Source organism: Achromobacter sp. MUI-25009338 (assembly GCF_057359325.1).
Genome location: NZ_CM170627.1, coordinates 1721425 through 1740583 on the forward strand (window position 1 = coordinate 1721425; position 19159 = coordinate 1740583).

Sequence of the window (19159 nt, forward strand, 5' to 3'; positions counted from 1 at the left end):
ATGGCCGATACGATGCACTTGGGAAAAGATGAACTGATCGCGCGCGCGCAAGCCGAGATGCAGCGCCAGTTCGAGACGCCCGACTGGAGCCTGCGCGAGAAGCTGGCGCTGACGTGCCGCATCCTGTTCGACGGCGGCCACGACTCGGGCCTGGCCGGGCAGATCACCGCGCGCGCGCCGGAGCCGGACCGCTATTTCACGCAGCGGCTGGGCCTGGGGTTCGACGAGATCACCGCCAGCAATCTGCTGCTGGTCGATGAGGACCTGCGCGTCCAGGAGGGCGGGGGCATGCCGAATCCGGCCAATCGCTTCCATTCGTGGATCTACCGCGCCCGTCCGGACGTGAACTGCATAATCCATACGCATCCGCTGCATGCCGCGTCGCTGTCGATGCTGGAGGTGCCGCTGGAGATTTCGCACATGGACAATTGCCCGCTGTACGACGACGTGGCCTTCCTGAAGGACTGGCCGGGCGTGCCGGTGGGCAATGAAGAGGGCGAGATCATCTCGGCCGCGCTGGGCGCCAAGCGCGCCATCCTGCTGTCGCACCACGGCATGCTGGTGGCGGCCGGGTCGGTGGAAGAGGCCTGCGTGCTGGCGCTGCAGTTCGAGCGCGCGGCGCGCATGCAGCTGCTGGCCATGGCCGCCGGCAAGATCCAGCCGATCCCGCCGGCGCTGGGCCGCGAGGCCCACGACTGGATCCTGACGCCCAAGCGTTCGCAGGTGGGGTTTTCGTATTTCGCGCGGCGCGCGCTGCGCGCGCACCCCGACGCGCTCGCCTGAAAGCGACGCGGCGGCTCGACGGGCGGGCCGGTTTAGGGCATTCTTTGCGGTTGGATTTTCCCAACCCTTTTGTCCATGATCGACCTGCCGCATCGCCTGCGCGCCCTGCGGCGCCAGCAGTCCCTGTCCCTGGAACAGCTGGCGCAGCGCACCGGATTGACCAAGAGCTACCTCTCGAAGCTGGAGCGGGGCCTGAGCGAGCCGTCCATTTCGACCGTGCTGAGGCTGGCCGAGGCCTATGGCGTGGGCGTGTCCCAGCTGGTGGGGTCGGAGGAGGCCGCGCAGGACGAGGTGGTCAGCGTGGTGCGGGTGGCCGACCGCGAGGCGCTGCAGCGCCGCGGCCTGGGCAGCGCCTACCACTACGAATCGCTGGCCGGGCGCCGCAAGGTCAAGGCGATGGAGCCTTTCGTGGTGCATCCGCCGCGCGAGTTCCCGGACGACGCCGCGGTGTTTCCGCATCCCGGCGAGGAATTCCTGCTGGTGCTCAAGGGCGCCGTCGAAGTGCGCGTGGGCGAACGCCAGTTCCGCCTGGAAACCGGCGATTCCGTGTATTTCGACTCGGAATTGCCGCACCGCATGCGCACCGTCAGCCGGGCAATGGCCGAGGTGCTGGTGGTGGCGGCGCACTGAAGCGTTCCGGTCTGCCGCATAATGCTGATACAGATACAGCAGACACAGGAAATGCCATGAAAAACGATCAATCGCGGCTGGTCCGCATCGATGCCGGCCCCATGAGAAACCCGGTGCCCGGCAAGCCGCGTCGCCCGATCTCGGGCGACGCCGCCTTCCGCACCGTGACGGCCTTCGAAGGCAACGCCGGCAAGGCCGAGGCCGGCGTGTGGGAAAGCACGGCGGGCGTGTTCCAGTCCAACACCACCGGCTATATCGAGTTCGGCTACATCGTCGAGGGCTCGGCCCGGCTGGTCGATCCGGACGGCACGGTGCACGAACTCACCGTGGGCGAGGCTTTCGTGATGCCGGAAGGCTATACCGGCCGCTGGGAAGTGGACCAGTTCGTCAAGAAGATCTATTTCGTCACCCGCATGGCGTAACGCCCTGCCAGGAGAGCAAGCCCCATGACCGCCATCGCCGCTGGCCCGCAACCGGGGGCCGAGCTGCCCGCCGTCACCGTGCAGGTGGACGTTGTTTCGATCCAGTCCCAGGTCGTCTACGGATATGTCGGCAACAACGCCGCCATGCCGGTGTTCCGCAAGGCGGGCCTGCGCGCGATCGCGCTGCCTACCGTCATTCTCAGCAATACGCCGCATTACCCCACGCTGCATGGCGGGGCCACGCCGCTGGACTGGTTCCAGGGGTTGTTGCAGGGGCTGGACGAGCGCGGCGTGACCAAGGTGGCGCGCGCCGTGGTCTGCGGCTATCTGGGCCAGCCGGGGCAGGCCGGCCTGCTGGCCGCCTGGCTGCCGGCGCTGCGCGCCGCGCGGCCCGGGGTCCGCGTGTACATCGACCCGGTCATGGGCGACCGCAACGACGGCCTGTACGTGGACGCGGGGCTGGTGGCGCAATACCGCGACCTGCTGGTGCCGCTGGCCGACGGCATGACGCCGAACCATTTCGAGCTGGAGCAGATGGCCGGCCGCACGCTGTCGTCCATGGACGAAGTGGTGGCCGCGGCGCGCGAACTCATCGCGCTCGGTCCGCAGTGGATCGTGGTGACCAGCGCCGCGCCGATGGCGGCCGAGCCCGGCACGCTGCAGTTGGCGGTGGTCACGCGCGACGCCGTCAGCGTCGTGACCCATCCGGAGATCGCCATCCCGCCGTCGGTGCATGGCACCGGCGACGTGTTCATGGCTGCGGTTACGGCCGGGCTGCTGAAGGGCGCGGAGCTGGTGCAGGCCGTGCGCCTTGCGGCCGGGCAGGTCACCGCGGCGCTGCAGCGCACGCGTGAACTGGGGTGGGAGGAGTTGGCGGTGGAGGGATAGGTGTTTGTTGGGGGGATATGGTGGGTTGCGGCGTCTGATGGGTTTCGCGCGTTCGATATTCGTGTTCTTGCCAAGGATTTTTCGCGCTACACCCATCAGGCACCTCAACCCACCATCCCCCTACGGCACCAGCGACAACCCGATCCGGAACTGCGATTCGTTGCGCTGGTTGTAGCCCAGCAGCGTTTCGCCGTAGCCGTTGAAGTACTGCAGGTGCAGGTAGCCGTTCATGTTCAGCCAGGTGCGCTGCAGCGGCCAGGCGAAGTCCAGCTGCGTGGTGCGGCGCTTCTGATCGCCCTGGCGGTACAGGGCGGAGACCACGGCGCCGTTGTCCTGGGCCCAGCGCAGCTGCCAGTCGACGTGGCCGGCGTAGTCGGAGTAATCGCTGTTTTCTTCGGCCACGCCGAAGTAGGCCTTGACCCGCGGCGCGAAGGTCAGCGTGCTGCCGCCGTCGAAGCGGTAGTGCAGGCGCGGTTCGATGTAGCCGTCGTTCACCGACCGGGAGTCCTCGCCGTCCTTGCCGTTGGAGCTGTGCTCGACGCCGGTGTTCATGCCGAAGCGCCAGTTCTGGCTGGCGGAGGACCAGATATTGTCGGACAGCCAGAACGCGCTGGGGTTGAAGGTGGTGTCGATGAAGGGCATGGAGTCTCCCTCCAGGTCCCACAGCGAGGTCTGGGTATAGGCCAGGTAGAAATTCTCGTCCCAGGTCGCCGGCCTTCCGCCCTGGGGGCTGAAGAGGCGGTACTTGGCGCTGATCTGGAAGCGTGCGGTGGTCTGCCCGCGCGTGCCGATGTCGAAATACACCGGCTTGTATTCGGAAACCGAGCTGCGGAAACGGTCGAACGCGGTCTGCTGCTGCACCGTGGGCACCGCGCTGGCGTCGGGCGAGGGGCCGCCTTCGGGCGCCGCGCCGACCGCGGCCACCGCCGCCGGCGGCACCGGTTCGCCGCTGCGCGCGTCCACCACCGGGCCTTGCGCGGGCGTGCTGGCCAGCGTGCCGCTGTCGCGGCCGGTGGCGTCCAGCGCCATCATGGCGGGCTGGCCCTCGATGGACACGGCCTGCAGGCCGTGCGCGCTGGACGGCACCTCGGCCGTCCAGGCGATGCGCGCGAAACTGTTGACCGGCACGCTGAAACTGGCCGGGCCGCCGCGCAGCCTGGCCAGGCTGCGCACGATCTGGCCGTCCTGGCCACGCCATTGCAGCACCAGCTCGGGCGGGGCTTCCCAGGTGACGCGGGCCGTGTCTTCGTTGAAGTAAACCGCTTCGATGGTGACGGTCTCGCCGGGGGCGGCCGAGGGGCGGTCCAGCCGGTATGACACGCCCGCGGCGGCGCTGCCGGCCACGCCCAGGGCCAGGGCGGCGGTCAGGGCGCGCAGGAACGGGACGGGGCGTGCGGAACGGCTTGTATGCATAGGGACATGACTTGGTTTTGTGACGAGGAAATGTAGCACCGACCCCCGAAACAGTTTGTAAGGCTGACCAAGCGTATGTAGAAAGCGTAAGCCCCCGCGCGTCGGGGACGACGCGCGGGGGCGGGCGGGCAGGGCGCGAACGCGGCTTATTCGCCGAACTTGATGCCCTGGGCCAGCGGCAGCTGGCGCGAATAATTGATGGTGTTGGTGGCCCGGCGCATGTAGTTGCGCCACGCGTCCGAGCCCGATTCGCGGCCGCCGCCGGTTTCTTTCTCGCCGCCGAACGCGCCGCCGATCTCCGCGCCCGAGGTGCCGATGTTCACGTTGGCGATGCCGCAGTCCGAGCCGGCCGACGACAGAAAGGTCTCGGCCTCGCGCAGGTCGTTGGTGAAGATGGCCGAGGACAGCCCCTGCGGCACGCCGTTGTGCAGGGCCAGCGCCTCGTTGAACTCGGTGTAGCGCATGACGTAGAGAATGGGCGCGAAGGTTTCGTGGCACACCACGTCGGTCTGGCCGGGCATTTCGGCGATGGCCGGGCGCACGTACCAGGCGTCGGGGTACTGCTCGGCCAGCACGCGTTCGCCGCCGGTTACCTGGCCGCCCTGTTCGCGCGCCGCCTTGAGCGCGGCCTGCATGGCGTCGAACGAAGCGCGGTCGATCAGCGGCCCCACCAGCGTGGACGCCTCCAGCGGGCTGCCGATGGTCGCGCTGGCGTAGGCCTTTTTCAGGCGGCGCAGCAGCTCGTCGGCCACGCTGGCGTGCACGATCAGGCGGCGCGTGGTGGTGCAGCGCTGGCCGGCCGTGCCGATGGCGCCGAACACGATGCCGCGCGCGGCCATGTCCAGGTCGGCCGTGGGGCCGACGATGATGGCGTTGTTGCCGCCCAGCTCCAGCAGCACGCGGCCGAAACGCTGCGCCACGCGCGGGCCGACCTGGCGGCCCATGCGGGTCGAGCCCGTGGCCGACACCAGCGCCACCGCGTGCGAATCCACCAGCGCCTCGCCGATGTCGCGCCCGCCGATGAGCACTTCGGACAGGCCGGCCGGCGCGTCGCCGAAGCGCTGCGCGGCCTGGGCGAAAAGCGCCTGGCAGGCCAGCGCGGTCAGCGGCGTTTTCTCCGAAGGCTTCCAGACCACGGCATTGCCGCAGACCAGCGCCAGCGCGGCGTTCCAGGACCACACCGCGACCGGGAAGTTGAACGCGCTGATCACGCCCACCACGCCCAGCGGATGCCAGGTCTCCATCATGCGGTGGCCGGGGCGCTCGGACGCGATGGTCAGCCCGTAGAGCTGGCGCGACAGGCCGACGGCGAAGTCGCAGATATCGATCATTTCCTGCACCTCGCCTTCGCCTTCGGCCAGGATCTTGCCGGCCTCCAGGCTGACCAGGCGGCCCAGTTCGCGCTTGTGCTGGCGCAGGATGTCGCCGAACAGGCGCACCAGTTCGCCGCGCCGCGGCCCCGGCATGTCGCGCCACGCCAGGCTGGCCTGGCGCGCGCGCGTGATGGCCGAATGCGCCTGCGCCACCGTGTGCTCGTGGACCTGCGCCAGTTCGGCGCCGTCTATCGGACTGCGCGCGCTCAGCGTGCCGCCGGCGAGCGCCTCCGGCTTCAGCCCGAGCGCGCGCAAGATGTCTTGGGGATTGTCCATGCTGGTTCCTTCGCTTAAGGGTTATGCCTAGCTGGCGACGCTGGAAAAAAATTTACTATACGAAACTCCAGCCTGAAATGCGAAACCTTTTTGGCCGCGCTCGCCGGCCGCACTTTGCATAGGTGAAACCGTGGCAGAACCCTTGCTGGTTGTTCAGGCAGTCACCAAGACCTATCAGCGCGATGGGCAGGCCCCGCATCGCGCGCTCGACGGCATCGATTGCCAGCTCGGGCGCGGCGAGGTCATGGTGGTGGTGGGGCCTTCCGGCTCCGGCAAGAGCACGCTGCTGCGCACCCTGAACGGCCTGGAAAGCATAGACAGCGGCGCCATCCGCGTGGACGGCGTGTCGCTCACGGACCCGGGCACCGACCTCAACCGCTGGCGCACCGAGGTCGGCATGGTGTTCCAGCACTTCAATCTGTTCCAGCACCGCACCGCGCTGGACAATGTGGCGCTGCCCCAGCGCGTGGTGCGCGGCCGCGGCCGCGCGCAGGCCGAAAGCTATGCCCGCGAACTGCTGGGCAGGGTCGGCATGGCCGACTACGGCGGGCGCTATCCCAGCCAGCTGTCCGGCGGCCAGCAGCAGCGCGTGGCCATCGCCCGCGCGCTGGCCATGGACCCCAAACTGATGTTGTTCGACGAAGCCACGTCCGCGCTCGATCCCGAAACCGTGGGCGGCATCCTGGAACTGATGCGCGCGCTGGCGCGCGACGGCATGACCATGGCCGTGGTGACCCACGAAATGGGCTTCGCCCGCGACGTGGCCGACCGCGCGCTGTTCATGGACGCCGGGCGCATCGTCGAGGCGGGCACGCCCGAAGAGGTGTTTTGCCGTCCCAGGCAGGCGCGCACCCGCGCCTTCCTGGAGCGGATTCTGTAGGGCCGGGCGCCGCGCCCGGATTCACCAGGTCCATTCACCACAAGGGGTTAGACATGCTGAAAATCAAACAATGGCTGGGCGTGGCGGGCTTTGCCCTGGCCGCCGCCGCGGCCGCCGCGCCGGCGCAGGCCGACGAGCTGGCCGACATCCTCAAGCGCGGCGAGCTGCGCGTCGCCGTGCAGACCTCGGGCCCGCTCATGAGCTTCATGGACAAAAGCGGCAAGCGCACCGGCCTGGCCGTGGAAGTGGCCAAGCGCATGGCCGACGACCTGGGTGTGAAGCTGGTGCTGCAGGACTACGAATGGAAGGGCCTGATTCCGGCGCTGCTCTCGGGCAAGGCCGACATGGTGGCCGCCGACATGACGCCCACGCCGCAGCGCGCGGCCCAGGTGCTGTTCTCGGCCCCGATGTTCTACGCCGAGACCGTGGCCGTGGTGCCCAAGGATTCTCCCTACAAGTCGTACGCCGAACTCGACAAGGAAGGCGTGACCGTGGGCGTGCTGGGCGCCAGCACCTATGCGGAAGTGGGCAAGAAGATGCTGCCCAAGGCCACCATGAAGGAATACTCCGGCGGCAGCGCGCCGGTGGGGCAGGCCCTGTCCAGCGGCCGGCTGGACGCCGGCATCATGTCGATGTCGACCGCCAACCAGTTCCTGGTGGACTTCGGCAACCTGCGGGTGCTCGACGGCATCATGGTGCGCGAGCCGCTGGCCTTCGCCGTCGGCCCCAACGCCTTCCGCCTGAAGTTCTGGCTGGACAACTGGCAGACCCTGAAGACGGCCGACAACACCTTGCCGGAACAGGTCAAGTACTGGTACTCCACCGACTGGAAGAAAGACCACTAGCCCCATGGACTGGCTGATCGACTTCTACAACTGGCGCATCGTCAGCCAGTACGCAGGCCAGTTCGCCACCGGACTGGCCAACACCCTCATCGCCGCGGGCGCCAGCCTGGTGCTGTCGGTGCTGGCCGGCATTCCGATCGCGCTGGCCCACATGTCGCCGCGCGGCGCCGTCTGGCGCCCCGTGGCGGCTTATGTGCAGTTCATCCGCTCGACCCCGCTGCTGGTGCAGATCTACCTGGTCTATTACGCCGTGCCCGCGCTGGTGCCGGGAGCCAAGGGGTGGAGCGAGATGGCGCTGGGCGTCATCGCCATGACCCTGCACCACGCCGCCTACATGAGCGAAATCATCCGCGTCGGCATCGAATCCGTACCGCGCGGCCAGATCGAAGGCGCCAAGGCCTGCGGCATGAACTACCAGCAGCGGCTGCGCTACGTGGTGCTGCCGCAGGCCTTCGCCAACACGCTGCCGCCGCTCTTGGGCCAGACCGCCGTGCTGATCAAGGACACCTCGCTGCTGTCCCTGATCACGGTGTTCGAACTGGTCGCCGCCGGCGTGCAGATGAACAGCGACCGCATCGTGCCCAACGAAAGTTTCCTCACCATCGCGGCCGGCTACCTGCTGATCTACGGCTGCATGCTGCTCTTGTCGCGCGGCGTGAGCCTGTGGCTGGCGGGGCCCGCCTGGAACACGAGGTAAGCATGCTGGAGTCCTATCTTTCCACCGCCGGCGTCGTGCTGCCCTTCCTGCTCAAGGGGTTCTGGGAAACGCTCAAGATCTCCTTCGTGGCCATCATCGCCGGCTCGCTGCTGGGCTTCGTCATCGGCGTGATCCGCAGCTACCGCATCCGTGGCGTGCATCAGCTGCTGGGGCTGTACATCCACATCCTGCGCGGCACGCCGTTCCTGGTGCAGCTCTATATCTTCTACTTCGTGCTGCCCAGTTCCGGCATCGCGCTGCTGCACTGGGATTCGGCCACCGCCGCCTTCGTGTCGCTGTCGGTCTACACCTCGTGCTACGTCGCGGAAATCGTCATGGGCGCGATCCAGGCCGTGCCGCGCGGCCAGACCGAAGGCGCGATGACGCTGGGCCTCAAGCCCTTCCAGATCCTCAGATTGGTGGTGCTGCCGCAGGCCATGCGCCTGATCGTGCAGCCCATGAGCGGCGTCTACGTCATGCTGATCAAGAGCACCGCCATCCTGTCGGTGGTGGGCATCACCGAACTGACGCGCCAGGGCGAGGTCTTCATCATCACCTTTCCGGCCAAGTCGCTTTTCATCTACGGCATGATCGCGGCGATCTATTTCATCTACTGCTATCCGCTGCTGCGCCTGGCCAATTGGCTGGAGAAACGCCTGACCGGCGGCCTGCAGGGCGCGGGCCTGCACTGACACGGAGCATCATGGCATCCGAGTACATCGACACCTACTATCGGCGCACGCTGGCCGACGCCGGCACCTACTATCCGCCGCTGGCCGGGGCGGACAGCGCCGACGTGTGCGTGGTGGGAGGCGGGCTGGCCGGCCTGTCGACGGCGCTGGAACTGGCGCGGCGCGGGCGCGGCGTCACCCTGCTGGAAGGGCGGCGCATCGCCTGGGGCGCCTCGGGCCGCAACGGCGGTTCGGTGTCGCCGGCTTTCTCGGCGGGCGCCGACGCCATCCGCCGCCACGTCGACGAAGACCATTACCGCCAGCTCTACCGGTTGTCCATGGAGGGCGTGGAGATCATCCGCGCCAACATCCGCGAACTGGGCATCGAAGACGCCCGCAAGGTCGACGGGCGCCTGCGGGTGGTGCGCTACGAAGCCACCGACGCGCTGCGGCAATGGTGCGACGAGCAGCAGCGCGAGTTCGGCCGCGACGTGCGCTTCCTGACCCGCGCCCAGGTCCGCGAGCGGCTGCTGTCGGACGTCTACTTCCAGGGCATCGAGGACCCCACCTCGTTTCACTTCCATCCCCTGAACTACGCGCGCGCGCTGGCGCGAGAATGCGTCCGGCTGGGCGTGCGCATCCATGAAGACTCCGCCGTGGTCGAGGCCCGGCTCGACGGCGCGGTCAAGCGCCTGCGCACCGGCCAGGGGCAGGTCGACGCCCGCAGCGTGGTGCTGGCCACCGGCGGCTACACCGATGGCGTGGTGCCGGCGCTGCGCCGGGCGATGCTGCCGATCGCCACCTACATCATGCTGACCGAGCCGCTGGGAGAACGGGTCCGGGAGGCCATCCGCAGCACCGCGGCCATCGGCGACGACCGCCGCGCGGGCAACTACTATCGCGTGCTGGACGGCGGCCGTATCGGCTGGGGCAGTAGAATCACCACCCGTGTCGACGATCCGCCCGACCTGGCCGAGTCGCTGCGCCGCGAACTGCTCTCCGTCTATCCCCAGTTGAAGGGGGTAAAGGTGGAAGCGGCGTGGTCCGGACGCATGGCCTACGCGCGCCACCTGATGCCGCAGATCGGCCGGCTGGCGCCCGACGTCTGGTATTGCACGGCGTTCGGCGGACACGGCATGAACACCACCGCGATCGGCGGGCGCGTCGTGGCCGAGGCGATCGCGGGCGATACCCAGCGCTACAAGCTATTCGCACCCTTCGGCCTGGCCTGGAACGGCGGCGGCTTCGGCACGGCGGCGGTTCAACTCACTTATTGGTCTTACCAGGCGCGCGACTGGTGGCGGGAACGGCGGTCGCGGGCATGACAGGGTGTATTGATGGAAGGCAACAAACAAAGCGCGCTGGCGCTACGGCTGCGGGCCCTGCGCCAGGCGCGGGAGTGGACCCTCAAGCAGGCGGCCGCGGCCACCGGCGTGTCCGCCTCCACCCTGTCCAAGATCGAGAACGGCCTGCTATCGCCCACCTATGACAACCTGATCAAGATCGCGGCCGGCCTGGAACTGGACGTGGCCGAGCTGTTCACCGCGCCCGACGCCCACATGGGCACCGGCCGGCGCAGCCTCAGCCGCCAGGGCGAGGGCCGCCAGTACGAAACCCCGTACTACGACCACCGCCTGCTCTGCACGGCGCTGTCGCACAAGCGCATGATGCCGTTCCACACCCGCGTCAAGGCCCGCGCCTTCGAGGAATTCCACGACTGGAGCCGCCACCAGGGCGAGGAATTCGTCTATGTCCTGGAAGGCGAGGTCGAGCTCTACACCGAGTTCTACGAGCCGGCCCGCCTGAAGGCCGGCGAGAGCTTCTACATCGACAGCCGCATGGGCCACCGGGTGATCAGCCTGAGCAAGAAAGATGCGGTCGTGCTGTGGGTCTCCACGCACGCGGACATAGGGGAAGAAGTGGACGCCAACCCGGCCGCCGGCCGCCCGCCGCCCAAACCGTCCGCAACAAGGTAAAATGCGGCGCCCGGACCGCTTCCGGGGTCGCGCGGCAGTAGCTCAGCTGGATAGAGCACGGGCCTTCTAAGCCTGAGGTCGGGGGTTCGAGCCCCTCCTGCCGCGCCAGAATAGTCCTATAGCGCGATCAGGGTGGTTTCTTCCGGTAGCTCAGTTGGCTAGGGCAACAGCGCACCTCTCCTACTGGCGGGCCGCCGCCGCATACACCTCGATCCGGTTTCGCCCGTTGCGCTTGGCCGCGTACAACGCCTGATCGGCGCAATCCAGCACCGTATCCACCTCCGCGGCATCCTCCGGCCAGAAGGCGACGCCGATCGAAAGCGTAATGTGGCCCACCCCGTCCGGCATTTCGGTGCTCTCGACCGTGGCGCGTATCCGCTCGGCCACGACGGCGGCAATGGCCCGGTCGGCGCCCGGCATCAGCACCAGAAATTCCTCGCCGCCCGCACGAAACGGCAGATCTCCTCCCCGGATGGACTGGCGGATGATCGAGGCCAGGGCGATGAGCACTTTGTCGCCGGTGGCGTGGCCGAACTTGTCGTTGACCCGCTTGAAATGATCCAGGTCCAGGGCCAGCACCGAGAACGGCTGCCGCGTTTTGGGCAGGCGCTGCAATTCCTGCGCCAGGCCGCGGCGGTTCATCAGCTGCGTCATCGCATCGGTCATGGTCTCGGTGCTGAGTGCCTCGATTTTCTGTTCGTGCTGCGCCTGCGCAATCTTCACGGCCTCCTTGAGCAGCTGGGCTTCCGCGTAGCGGCAATCGATGCGATCCAGATCGCCGGGGTCGGTCGTGTTGCCCCGCATGCGGGCCGCCAATTGGGCCAGGGGCCTGGAAATCCACATCGCCGACGCCACCACCAGCGCCAGGCCGAGCAGGGCAGTGGGAATCGAATAGAGCAAAGTGCGTTTGAGCAGCAGGCGCTGCGGCGCTTCCAGCACTTCGACCGGCGTCTGGACGACCACTCCCCATTTCCCCACGGTCATGGGGGCATAGCCGGCGAAGAAGCGCTCGCCCCGATAGTTGGTGATGTCCATGGCGCCGGTCTCCCCGCGGGCCAGCGCCTGGACGGCCTCGCCAGCGAGGTTGCGGGTGCCGATCCGGCTGGTGTCCTGATGAGCAAGCACCAGGCCGGTATCGTCCACGACATAAATGGAAGAGCCGTCGGAATGGAAGTGGTCGCTGAGAAGACGGTCGAACGCGCTCTTGCGCTGCAGGAGTATGACCGCGCCGACCAGGCCGGCAAACTTTCCATCGGCCTGGGCGATCGGCTCCGAGAACGCGACCACCAGCTGCCCGTTGGCCAAACGGTAGGCAAGTACATTGCCCGACTGCCGCGTGCTCGTGGCGTCCAGGCGGTTGAGGGTGTCCAACCGATCGGTGAGTTCCGGCGCGGCCGAGGCAAAGGCCATCAAGCCGTTATCCGCATCCACGATCAAGGCGGCGGTGATCCCATCCGATTGGCTGACCAGACGCTTCACTTCGTTCTCCAGCGCTGCAGGCGAATGGAGCAACGCGGGCGCCAGCTTCGCGCTCACCTGCAACTGGCGCTGGATCGACAGCAGGTATTCATCGATCGAGGCGGCGAGCTTGACGGCGTAGGCACGGTTGGCCTCGTACTCGGTGTGCGTCAATTGCTCTTTCTGCACCATATGGCCGACGATCAGCGCATTCAGAAAGGTTGCGCCGCTGGTCAAGGCCGCCAAGGTCAGGATTAGCGCCAGCAAGGTCACACGCGATGATTTCAAGTTGTCCTCGTCGAACGGGCCTTGCACACTTGATGGGAGATCTCAATTTTTACCGCAGCAGGATCTGACTCATCGATCGGGCGCCGGCAAAGAGTCGGGTATTCGCAGGTTTGTTGCCGTTCCGCCACACCGTACGACGGGGGAGGATTGCGGTTTCTATTCGAATCCGGGCAGGAAATGCCGCTATCATCTGCGCGGACGCCAGGGGGGCAGCAGGGCTGCCGCCAGCCTGAAAAAGGAAAGCACCATGGAATTGCGCCGCGCGCAGCTCGTGCCCGAGTTGCTCGTCTCCAACCTGGAAGCGAGCAAGAAATTCTGGATCGACCTCTGCGGATTTTCCGTCGCCTACAGCCGCGACGCGGAAGGATTCGTCTATCTGGATCTGGGCGGGGCCCAGGTCATGCTGGTCGAAGTGCGCGGCGACGGCTATTGGGTGGTCGCGCCGCTGGAGGCGCCGCGCGGGCGCGGCATGAATCTCGAAATCAAGGTGCCTGCCGTGGAACCCGTGCTCAAGGCCTTGGCGGCGGCGCGCTGGCCGCTGTTCGAAGGGGTTTCGGAACGGTGGTATCGCAGCGGCGGCACGGAATCGGGTGTGCGCGAGTTTCTGGTGCAGGACCCCGACGGTTATCTGCTGCGATTTTCCGCCTTGATCGGGGAGCGGCCGTATCGCGGTTAGCTGAAAACCCTTTTCCACGATACCGTTCCGCTATCGCCACCCCGTTGTTTCTGTATTAGACAAAGCTCCCCGTTGTTCGCAGAATGCGCGCTGAGTTACCTCGCCGCCATTGCGCAGTGATGCGTCAGGCGGCCGCAATAGATTGCCGATGTAGCAAAGCACTCATGACTGCCAACAAAGCGGGGAGACGAAGATGGGCTTTAGCAACAAAGTGAAGGTGATTGCGCTGGCCGCGGGTTTGTCGATGGCGGGGGTATCGCAGGCGCAGTCGCCCAAGCCGGTGAACATAGGCGTGATGACCGACATGTCCGGGCTGTACTCGCAGATCGGAGGGCGCGGGTCGGTGGTGGCGGCGCAGATGGCGGTGGACGACTTCGGCGGCGAGATATTCGGGCGTCCCATCAAGGTGTTGTCGGCGGACCACCTGAACAAGCCCGATGTGGCCGCGGCGCGGGCGCGGGAGTGGGTGGACCGCGACGGCGTGGTCATGATGACGGATGTGCTGGGCTCGGCGACGGGGCTGGCGGTCCAGAATCTGCTGGCGGAGAAGGACTTCGTCATCATGAACACGGGCACGGCGACCTCTGCCATTACCAACAAGAACTGTTCGCCCTACAGCACGCACTGGTCGTACGATACGCAGGCGATCGCCGCGTCCAGCGCCACGGCGACGCTGGCCGAGCAGGGCGACAGCTGGTATTTCATCACGGCCGATTATGCGTTCGGCCACATGCTGCAGGCCGATTCCACGAAGGTGCTGCTCAAGGGCGGCGGCAAGGTCGTGGGCACGGTGAAGCATCCTTTGAACAGCGGCGATTTTTCTTCCTACATCCTGCAGGCCCAGGCCTCGGGCGCCAAGGTGATCGTGCTGGCTAATACGGGCGGGGACGCCACCAACGCGCTCAGGCAGGCCAAGGAGTTCGGCGTCATCGACGCCGGGCAGAAGGTGGTGCCCCTGCTGATTTTCGACTCGGACATCAAGGCCCTGGGGCTGGATGCCGTGCAGGGCGTGAAGTACACCACCGGCTTCTACTGGGATTTCGACGACCGCACGCGTGAATGGTCCAAGCGCTTCTTCGCCAAGCACAACGCGCAGGCCAGCATGGTGCAGGCGGCCACGTATTCGGCGACCTTGAATTATCTGAAGGCGGCCAAGGCGGTGGGCGGTTTCGATCGCGACAAGGTGATGGCGAAGCTGCGCGAGACGCCGGTCGACGATATGTTCGCGCGCAACGCGACCCTGCGAGACGACGGCCTGCTGGTGCATGACATGTACATGGCGCAGGTCAAGCGGCCGTCTGAGTCGAAGAGCGAATGGGATATCGCCAAGGTCATCAAGGTGATATCGGGCAAGGACGCCTTCGCGCCGATTTCGGAAAGCGAGTGTCCCTACCTCAAGAACAAGAGCTGAAAGCGCGCTGTCCGGATTTCGCAACGAGGAGAGAGGCAATGGAGAAGATAGGCTTTATCGGCCTGGGCCGCATGGGCAAGTCGATGGCGTTGAATCTGCGCAAGGCCGGGTTCGACTTGCTCGTGCTGGATATCAACCCCCAGGCCGCGCGGGAACTGGTCGCCGCCGGGGCCGTCCAGGCCCGGGACGTGGCGGAGCTGGCGCGCGCGTGCGGCATCGTCATCACGATGCTGCCTTCGTCCAAGGAAGTGGAGGCCGTGGTGCTGGGCGAGGACGGCGTGCTGGCGCACGCCAGGGCGGGCGCGCTGATCATGGACATGAGCACGATCGATTCGCTGGCGACCGACAGGCTGCATGCGCTGGCGACGGCGCAGGACCTGCACTGGGTCGATGCGCCGGTCGGCCGGCTGGCCGAGCATGCCGACCGCGGCGAGTCCCTGTTCATGGTGGGGGCCGGCGATGCGCAGTTTCAGCGCGTCAAGCCGCTGCTGGAAGCGATGGGCACCACGATTTATCACTGCGGCCCGGTCGGTTCGGGCGGGCGGACCAAGCTGGTCAATAATTTCGTGGCCGTTTCGCTGTGCCAGATCAATGGCGAGGCACTGGCCCTGTCGCAGCGTTTCGGGCTGGACATCACCAAGACGCTGCAAGTGCTGTACGGGACGTCGGCCACCAACGGCCAGCTCCGAATGAACTTTCCCAACAAGGTGCTGATCGGGCGGACCGAGCCGGGCTTTACGATAGACCTGGCCCACAAGGATATGTCCCTGGTGCTGGCCGCCGCGCATGCGTCCAGGGTTCCCATGCCGGTGGCGGCCGCGGTGCACGAGTCGTTCAGCCTGGCGCGGGCGGCGGAATTCGGCGGGCAGGATTTTTCGTGTATTGCCGATGCGCTGTGCCAGTTGGCCCATATCGACCCGGCGCGCGTTCCGGAAGGATGGAAGCCGGGCTGATCGGTTTTCCCTTTTTCCGTCCTTCAGACAGAGCGAAGCCCCGGATCCGGAGATGGACAGACCGGGGCTTCTGGCCGATTCGCGCTTCCTCAGACCCTTGGCAGGGTTGCTCCCTTCGTACTCGCGTATCGGTTAGAGTCGAGCGTAGTTGCATTGCCGCCGTCTGTCAGTTGACCGATATCAAGAAATGGGCGGCTCAGCGGCCTATCGGTCCTAGAAGGAAAACGGCGCCCGAATCATGAGTTTCAACAGTACCCTGAAGGCCTGGGCCAGGCGGATCAAGCGGGACGGCGTGACGCTGTGGTTCGCGGGCAGGCATCCGGATACGCCCTGGTATGCGAAGGCGCTGGGGATTTTCGTGGTGGCCTATGCGCTCAGCCCCATCGACCTGATCCCGGATTTCATACCGGTGCTGGGCTATCTGGACGACGTGTTGCTGCTGCCCGGTCTGATCTGGCTGGCCATCCGCTTGCTGCCGCCGCCGGTGCTGGCGGACTGCCGGCGCCAGGCGGAAGAATGGATGCAGGCCCGCGGCGCCAAGCCGGCCAGCAAGGCCGGCGCGGTGCTGGTCGTGGCGCTGTGGATCGGACTGGCGGTGGCCGCGTGGCGCTGGCTCGGCGCCTAGGCCTTGGGCACAGGCCATGCTGAAACTGCAATATCTCCTTTCAGGAGCGGCCGATATGTCTACCCCCGATCCGCAGGTTCCTTCAAGCGAATCCCGCAAGCGCGCCCGCACCCGCAAGGCGCGCGGCCCCTGGGCCATGCTGGCGTTCTGGCTGGCCGCCGTGGCGGTGCTGTTCTTCGTCGGCGTGCTGGTGCAGTGGCTGCAATAGGCCGCCGGGGCGGGCGTCCGGCGCCGCCCCGGGGCGCGGCGGCTTACTTCGAGCCGCCGGTGTTGGGGTAGCCCGGAGGCGGCGTGGCGCCGCTGCCCGGCGTGGCGGGCACGTTCTCGTTGGGCTCCCGGCGGCGCTCCGATTTGCCATTTTTCATGTGCTTATCGGACTTCATCTGGTCATGCCTGTCCAGGTTGGGCGGGTTGGTCGGCGTGGTCGAGCCTGCGTTGGGCGCGGGCGCCTTCTGTCCCGGCGGCACCGGCTGGTTGGGCGGCACGGCGGTGCTGTCGTTCGGCGTGTTGGACGGCGAGGTGGGCGTGGCGGACTGGGCCAGGGCCACGCTCGAGGCCAGTCCGACGGCCAGGGCCAGTGCATGGGTGAGAACTCGGATCTTCATGTGTACGCTCCTTGCGTGGGAATGGTCGGCGAAGTTCCGCAAGCGCCATGCCCACCCGCGCCAGCGGCGCAGCGTTTTTTGATGCGCGCCATGCGCGGCACGGCGGTTGCTGGTGCGCTGCCCATCTTCGATCCGTCGCGCAATCCCATGGAAACGCCTGCCGTCCATCCCGCCGTTGTCGAGCCGCGCTGCCTGCCCGGCGCCTTCGTCGTGGTTTCGCCGCACCTGGACGATGCGGTCTTCAGCTGCGCCGGCCTGCTACGCGCGCACCCGGGCAGCGTCGTGATCACCGCTTACACAGGCTTGCCGCAAGCCGCGCACATGTCCACCGACTGGGACCGCCGTTGCGGATTCCCGACCGCGGCCGATGCGATGGCGGCGCGCCTGGCCGAGGACCGCTTGGCGTTGGCGCAGGTCGGCTGCATGGGGTTGGGCCTGGGTTTCGTGGATTCCCAGTATGGCGAGCAGCCGCCGGACGGCCAGGCGCAGTTGGCCGACAGCCTGGTGCGCGTGTTGGCGGGGCTGGGCGCGGATCGGGTGGCGCTGCCGCTGGGCCTGTTCCATGACGATCACGTCCGGGTCAGCGACGCGGGGCTGGACGCCTCGCGGGCCTGTCCGGGCCTGTCCTGGTTTTTTTACGAGGATGTGCCTTACCGTAAGCGGCCGGGCGCGGTGCAGGCGCGGCTGGCGCAGCTGCGCGCCCGCGGCGTGGTGGCGACACCCGCGCCGCTGAAGACCGATCTGGCCGGCAAGGCCGACGCGGTGTCGGCCTATGCGTCGCAACTGCGCGGCCTGGGCGGCCTGCCCGACACCGGCGCACAGGCCGAGAGCTACTGGCGGGTAGCCGGCGGCGAGGAGCCGCGGGCGTGAGCGACCCGGCCGTATCGCCCCGCGTATCCGTCGTGGTGCTGACCCATAACCGCTGCGAGGAGCTGTGCCGCAGCCTGCGCCGGCTGCCTGGCCATCATCCGCTGTTCGTGGTCGACAACGGCAGCACCGATGGGACCGCGGCGCGCGTGGCGCAGGCGTTTCCCCATGCGGTGCTGATCCAGGCCGGCGCCAATCTGGGCGCGGCCGGGCGCAACCTGGGCGTGGCGCGGGTCGCGACCCCTTATGTGGCGTTCTGCGACGACGATACCTGGTGGGCCGCCGGCGCGCTGGAACGGGCCGCGGACCTGCTGGACGCGCATCCCGAGGTGGCGGTGCTCAATGCCGGCATCGCGGTGGGGCCGGAAGAAAGAACCGACCCGGCCTGCGCGGCGATGGCCGACAGCCCGCTGCCGGCCATCGCCGGGGTCGGGCCGGAGCTGACGGGCTTCATGGCGGGCGCCTGCGTCATGCGGACCGCCGCCTTTGTGCAGGCGGGCGGCTATTGGGAGGCGCTGTTCATCGGCGGCGAGGAAGAGCTGCTGGCCATGGACATCATGGCGCGGGGCGGTCGGATCGCCTACGCGCCGCAGCTGCGCGTGCATCATTGGCCTTCGGCGGCGCGGGACCGGCCATTGCGCCGCCGGATGCTGGCGCGCAACGCGCTGTGGACGGCATGGCTGCGCCTGCCCGCGAGGCTGGCGCTGGCGCGCAGCGTGGCGGCCCTGCGCGCGCTGCCGGGCTGGGCCGCCAGGGCGCGGGCCTGCCGCGACGCGCTGGCGGGCTGGCGGCTGATCCGCGCCCGTCGCCGGCCGCTGGACGCGGCCGTCTGCGAGCGGCTCGAACAGGTCTGGCGGGGACGGTTTCCCCGGGAACGCGACTTGCGCGCGGCTCGCGCCACGCGGCGCTAGCGCCTGCCAAACGGAGGATGCCCATGAACCCCATACCCCTGGCCGCCTACTGGGAGCGCGACGCGGCCGCCCAGGCCGTGCGCCTGGCGCTGCCCATGCTGGAGGCCGCGCGCGCCGACCCGCGGGTCGGCGAGAGCGGTTTTTTCCATGTGGTGATCATGAATCCGCTGGCGCGCCCCGGCGCCTGCGATTTCGCCGACGCCATCCTGTACCAGGAAAGCATCGGCGATCCTGAACAATGGGACGCCGACTACGGCGCCTATGCGCGCGGCAAGGCGCGCCTGAGCTGGCGCACCGGCCTGTCCAGCCATGAGGTCCTGGCGCTGCGGCCGCACCTGCTGCACGCCAAGGACACGCGGGTCTGGGGCAGCGTGGCGATGGACGGCATCGTGGTCGCGGTCAGCGGCGCCAATCCGTGGTTCGACGAGGCGTTCGCGGCGGCGGTCGCGCACTTGTTCAAGGCGGTGGTCCAGGGGCGCCAGGAGCAGGGCTGATCCTGCCCGCGGAATGG

At 67.6% G+C, this 19159-nt stretch carries 22 protein-coding genes and 1 tRNA gene; 19 read left to right on the forward strand and 4 right to left on the reverse strand.

Translation table 11 applies throughout. From position 1 onward, the window contains the following. From AC1IQ6_RS08185 to pdxK, 4 genes are all read left to right on the forward strand, one after another. A complete protein-coding gene (locus AC1IQ6_RS08185; protein ID WP_102772701.1) occupies positions 1–783 on the forward strand; it encodes an aldolase in 783 nt (260 codons plus the stop codon). A gap of 75 nt (positions 784–858) precedes the next feature. Next, a complete protein-coding gene (locus tag AC1IQ6_RS08190) occupies positions 859–1413 on the forward strand; it encodes a helix-turn-helix domain-containing protein (RefSeq protein WP_111827152.1) in 555 nt (184 codons plus the stop codon). 56 nt (positions 1414–1469) lie between these two features. Next, positions 1470–1835: a cupin domain-containing protein gene (locus AC1IQ6_RS08195; RefSeq protein WP_102772699.1), complete on the forward strand. Its 366-nt coding sequence runs from the start codon at positions 1470–1472 to the stop codon at positions 1833–1835. A gap of 24 nt (positions 1836–1859) precedes the next feature. Continuing rightward, the gene (gene pdxK / locus AC1IQ6_RS08200) at positions 1860–2723 is read left to right on the forward strand and encodes a pyridoxine/pyridoxal/pyridoxamine kinase (protein ID WP_111827153.1); all 864 of its coding nucleotides are present in this window, start codon (positions 1860–1862) and stop codon (positions 2721–2723) included. A gap of 120 nt (positions 2724–2843) precedes the next feature. On the opposite strand, the gene AC1IQ6_RS08205 is transcribed toward pdxK, so the two are convergent. Together AC1IQ6_RS08205 and amaB are read right to left on the reverse strand one after the other, a co-directional pair. Next, positions 2844–4136, reverse strand: coding sequence for a phospholipase A (locus tag AC1IQ6_RS08205; protein WP_111827154.1), 1293 nt, complete (start codon positions 4134–4136; stop codon positions 2844–2846). A gap of 146 nt (positions 4137–4282) precedes the next feature. Continuing rightward, a complete protein-coding gene (amaB, locus tag AC1IQ6_RS08210) occupies positions 4283–5785 on the reverse strand; it encodes an L-piperidine-6-carboxylate dehydrogenase (RefSeq protein WP_111827155.1) in 1503 nt (500 codons plus the stop codon). A 130-nt stretch (positions 5786–5915) separates the two neighbouring features. On the opposite strand from amaB, the gene AC1IQ6_RS08215 reads away from it, so the two are divergent. The 7 genes from AC1IQ6_RS08215 to AC1IQ6_RS08245 all read left to right on the forward strand — a co-directional run bounded on the left by AC1IQ6_RS08215 (position 5916) and on the right by AC1IQ6_RS08245 (position 10962). After that, positions 5916–6665, forward strand: a complete 750-nt coding sequence (locus tag AC1IQ6_RS08215) for an amino acid ABC transporter ATP-binding protein (protein WP_111827156.1) — start codon at positions 5916–5918, stop codon at positions 6663–6665. A gap of 53 nt (positions 6666–6718) precedes the next feature. Continuing rightward, a complete protein-coding gene (locus AC1IQ6_RS08220) occupies positions 6719–7510 on the forward strand; it encodes an ABC transporter substrate-binding protein (RefSeq protein WP_102772694.1) in 792 nt (263 codons plus the stop codon). Positions 7511–7514: 4 nt separating this feature from the next. Beyond that, positions 7515–8207 (forward strand): amino acid ABC transporter permease, encoded by a 693-nt coding sequence (locus AC1IQ6_RS08225; RefSeq protein WP_485866123.1) that lies wholly within the window; start codon positions 7515–7517, stop codon positions 8205–8207. A 2-nt stretch (positions 8208–8209) separates the two neighbouring features. After that, positions 8210–8899, forward strand: a complete 690-nt coding sequence (locus AC1IQ6_RS08230) for an amino acid ABC transporter permease (RefSeq protein WP_102772692.1) — start codon at positions 8210–8212, stop codon at positions 8897–8899. A gap of 11 nt (positions 8900–8910) precedes the next feature. Then, the gene (locus AC1IQ6_RS08235) at positions 8911–10203 is read left to right on the forward strand and encodes an NAD(P)/FAD-dependent oxidoreductase (RefSeq protein WP_485866124.1); all 1293 of its coding nucleotides are present in this window, start codon (positions 8911–8913) and stop codon (positions 10201–10203) included. Positions 10204–10215: 12 nt separating this feature from the next. After that, positions 10216–10854 (forward strand): helix-turn-helix domain-containing protein, encoded by a 639-nt coding sequence (locus AC1IQ6_RS08240; protein ID WP_102772690.1) that lies wholly within the window; start codon positions 10216–10218, stop codon positions 10852–10854. 31 nt (positions 10855–10885) lie between these two features. After that, positions 10886–10962: transfer RNA gene (locus tag AC1IQ6_RS08245), tRNA-Arg, on the forward strand. Between the two features lie 72 nt (positions 10963–11034). On the opposite strand, the gene AC1IQ6_RS08250 is transcribed toward AC1IQ6_RS08245, so the two are convergent. After that, a complete protein-coding gene (locus tag AC1IQ6_RS08250) occupies positions 11035–12585 on the reverse strand; it encodes a GGDEF domain-containing protein (RefSeq protein WP_485866125.1) in 1551 nt (516 codons plus the stop codon). Between the two features lie 262 nt (positions 12586–12847). On the opposite strand from AC1IQ6_RS08250, the gene AC1IQ6_RS08255 reads away from it, so the two are divergent. The 5 genes from AC1IQ6_RS08255 (at position 12848) to AC1IQ6_RS08275 (ending at position 16473) form a co-directional block, all read left to right on the forward strand. Further along, positions 12848–13276: a bleomycin resistance protein gene (locus AC1IQ6_RS08255; RefSeq protein ID WP_209166072.1), complete on the forward strand. Its 429-nt coding sequence runs from the start codon at positions 12848–12850 to the stop codon at positions 13274–13276. 193 nt (positions 13277–13469) lie between these two features. Beyond that, positions 13470–14687, forward strand: a complete 1218-nt coding sequence (locus AC1IQ6_RS08260) for an ABC transporter substrate-binding protein (protein WP_479731320.1) — start codon at positions 13470–13472, stop codon at positions 14685–14687. A 38-nt stretch (positions 14688–14725) separates the two neighbouring features. Beyond that, the gene (locus tag AC1IQ6_RS08265; protein ID WP_485866126.1) at positions 14726–15640 is read left to right on the forward strand and encodes an NAD(P)-dependent oxidoreductase; all 915 of its coding nucleotides are present in this window, start codon (positions 14726–14728) and stop codon (positions 15638–15640) included. Between the two features lie 238 nt (positions 15641–15878). Then, positions 15879–16265: a YkvA family protein gene (locus tag AC1IQ6_RS08270; protein ID WP_485866127.1), complete on the forward strand. Its 387-nt coding sequence runs from the start codon at positions 15879–15881 to the stop codon at positions 16263–16265. A gap of 55 nt (positions 16266–16320) precedes the next feature. Next, positions 16321–16473 carry a hypothetical protein gene (locus tag AC1IQ6_RS08275; RefSeq protein ID WP_168202325.1) on the forward strand — a complete coding sequence of 51 codons (153 nt, stop codon included), beginning with the start codon at positions 16321–16323 and terminating at the stop codon, positions 16471–16473. A gap of 43 nt (positions 16474–16516) precedes the next feature. Here the strand turns inward: AC1IQ6_RS08275 and AC1IQ6_RS08280 are convergent, their stop codons facing one another. Next, the gene (locus tag AC1IQ6_RS08280) at positions 16517–16870 is read right to left on the reverse strand and encodes a hypothetical protein (protein WP_102772683.1); all 354 of its coding nucleotides are present in this window, start codon (positions 16868–16870) and stop codon (positions 16517–16519) included. 81 nt (positions 16871–16951) lie between these two features. Here AC1IQ6_RS08280 and AC1IQ6_RS08285 point away from each other — a divergent pair, with 81 nt between their 5' ends. The 3 genes from AC1IQ6_RS08285 to AC1IQ6_RS08295 are packed head-to-tail and all read left to right on the forward strand — an operon-like array spanning position 16952 to position 19142. Beyond that, the gene (locus tag AC1IQ6_RS08285) at positions 16952–17740 is read left to right on the forward strand and encodes a PIG-L family deacetylase (protein WP_485866128.1); all 789 of its coding nucleotides are present in this window, start codon (positions 16952–16954) and stop codon (positions 17738–17740) included. Next, complete coding sequence (locus tag AC1IQ6_RS08290) at positions 17737–18648, forward strand: glycosyltransferase family 2 protein (RefSeq protein WP_485866129.1); 912 nt, start codon at positions 17737–17739, stop codon at positions 18646–18648. The genes AC1IQ6_RS08285 and AC1IQ6_RS08290 overlap by 4 nt, the downstream gene beginning before the upstream one ends. 17 nt (positions 18649–18665) lie before the next feature. After that, the gene (locus tag AC1IQ6_RS08295) at positions 18666–19142 is read left to right on the forward strand and encodes a hypothetical protein (RefSeq protein WP_102772680.1); all 477 of its coding nucleotides are present in this window, start codon (positions 18666–18668) and stop codon (positions 19140–19142) included. Positions 19143–19159 lie beyond the last annotated feature (17 nt).

What these genes read in the sequence shown, in the direction of transcription:
- AC1IQ6_RS08260 (WP_479731320.1), top strand. Translation starts at nt 13,470, where the DNA reads ATGGGCTTTAGCAACAAAGTGAAGGTGATTGCGCTGGCCGCGGGTTTG.
- AC1IQ6_RS08235 (WP_485866124.1), top strand. Translation starts at nt 8,911, where the DNA reads ATGGCATCCGAGTACATCGACACCTACTATCGGCGCACGCTGGCCGAC.
- AC1IQ6_RS08225 (WP_485866123.1), top strand. Translation starts at nt 7,515, where the DNA reads ATGGACTGGCTGATCGACTTCTACAACTGGCGCATCGTCAGCCAGTAC.
- AC1IQ6_RS08240 (WP_102772690.1), top strand. Translation starts at nt 10,216, where the DNA reads ATGGAAGGCAACAAACAAAGCGCGCTGGCGCTACGGCTGCGGGCCCTG.
- AC1IQ6_RS08195 (WP_102772699.1), top strand. Translation starts at nt 1,470, where the DNA reads ATGAAAAACGATCAATCGCGGCTGGTCCGCATCGATGCCGGCCCCATG.
- amaB (WP_111827155.1), bottom strand. Translation starts at nt 5,785, where the DNA reads ATGGACAATCCCCAAGACATCTTGCGCGCGCTCGGGCTGAAGCCGGAG.
- AC1IQ6_RS08285 (WP_485866128.1), top strand. Translation starts at nt 16,952, where the DNA reads ATGCGCGCCATGCGCGGCACGGCGGTTGCTGGTGCGCTGCCCATCTTC.
- AC1IQ6_RS08230 (WP_102772692.1), top strand. Translation starts at nt 8,210, where the DNA reads ATGCTGGAGTCCTATCTTTCCACCGCCGGCGTCGTGCTGCCCTTCCTG.
- AC1IQ6_RS08255 (WP_209166072.1), top strand. Translation starts at nt 12,848, where the DNA reads ATGGAATTGCGCCGCGCGCAGCTCGTGCCCGAGTTGCTCGTCTCCAAC.
- AC1IQ6_RS08265 (WP_485866126.1), top strand. Translation starts at nt 14,726, where the DNA reads ATGGAGAAGATAGGCTTTATCGGCCTGGGCCGCATGGGCAAGTCGATG.
- AC1IQ6_RS08220 (WP_102772694.1), top strand. Translation starts at nt 6,719, where the DNA reads ATGCTGAAAATCAAACAATGGCTGGGCGTGGCGGGCTTTGCCCTGGCC.
- AC1IQ6_RS08205 (WP_111827154.1), bottom strand. Translation starts at nt 4,136, where the DNA reads ATGCATACAAGCCGTTCCGCACGCCCCGTCCCGTTCCTGCGCGCCCTG.
- AC1IQ6_RS08270 (WP_485866127.1), top strand. Translation starts at nt 15,879, where the DNA reads ATGAGTTTCAACAGTACCCTGAAGGCCTGGGCCAGGCGGATCAAGCGG.
- AC1IQ6_RS08190 (WP_111827152.1), top strand. Translation starts at nt 859, where the DNA reads ATGATCGACCTGCCGCATCGCCTGCGCGCCCTGCGGCGCCAGCAGTCC.
- AC1IQ6_RS08280 (WP_102772683.1), bottom strand. Translation starts at nt 16,870, where the DNA reads ATGAAGATCCGAGTTCTCACCCATGCACTGGCCCTGGCCGTCGGACTG.
- pdxK (WP_111827153.1), top strand. Translation starts at nt 1,860, where the DNA reads ATGACCGCCATCGCCGCTGGCCCGCAACCGGGGGCCGAGCTGCCCGCC.
- AC1IQ6_RS08275 (WP_168202325.1), top strand. Translation starts at nt 16,321, where the DNA reads ATGTCTACCCCCGATCCGCAGGTTCCTTCAAGCGAATCCCGCAAGCGC.
- AC1IQ6_RS08185 (WP_102772701.1), top strand. Translation starts at nt 1, where the DNA reads ATGGCCGATACGATGCACTTGGGAAAAGATGAACTGATCGCGCGCGCG.
- AC1IQ6_RS08295 (WP_102772680.1), top strand. Translation starts at nt 18,666, where the DNA reads ATGCCCATGAACCCCATACCCCTGGCCGCCTACTGGGAGCGCGACGCG.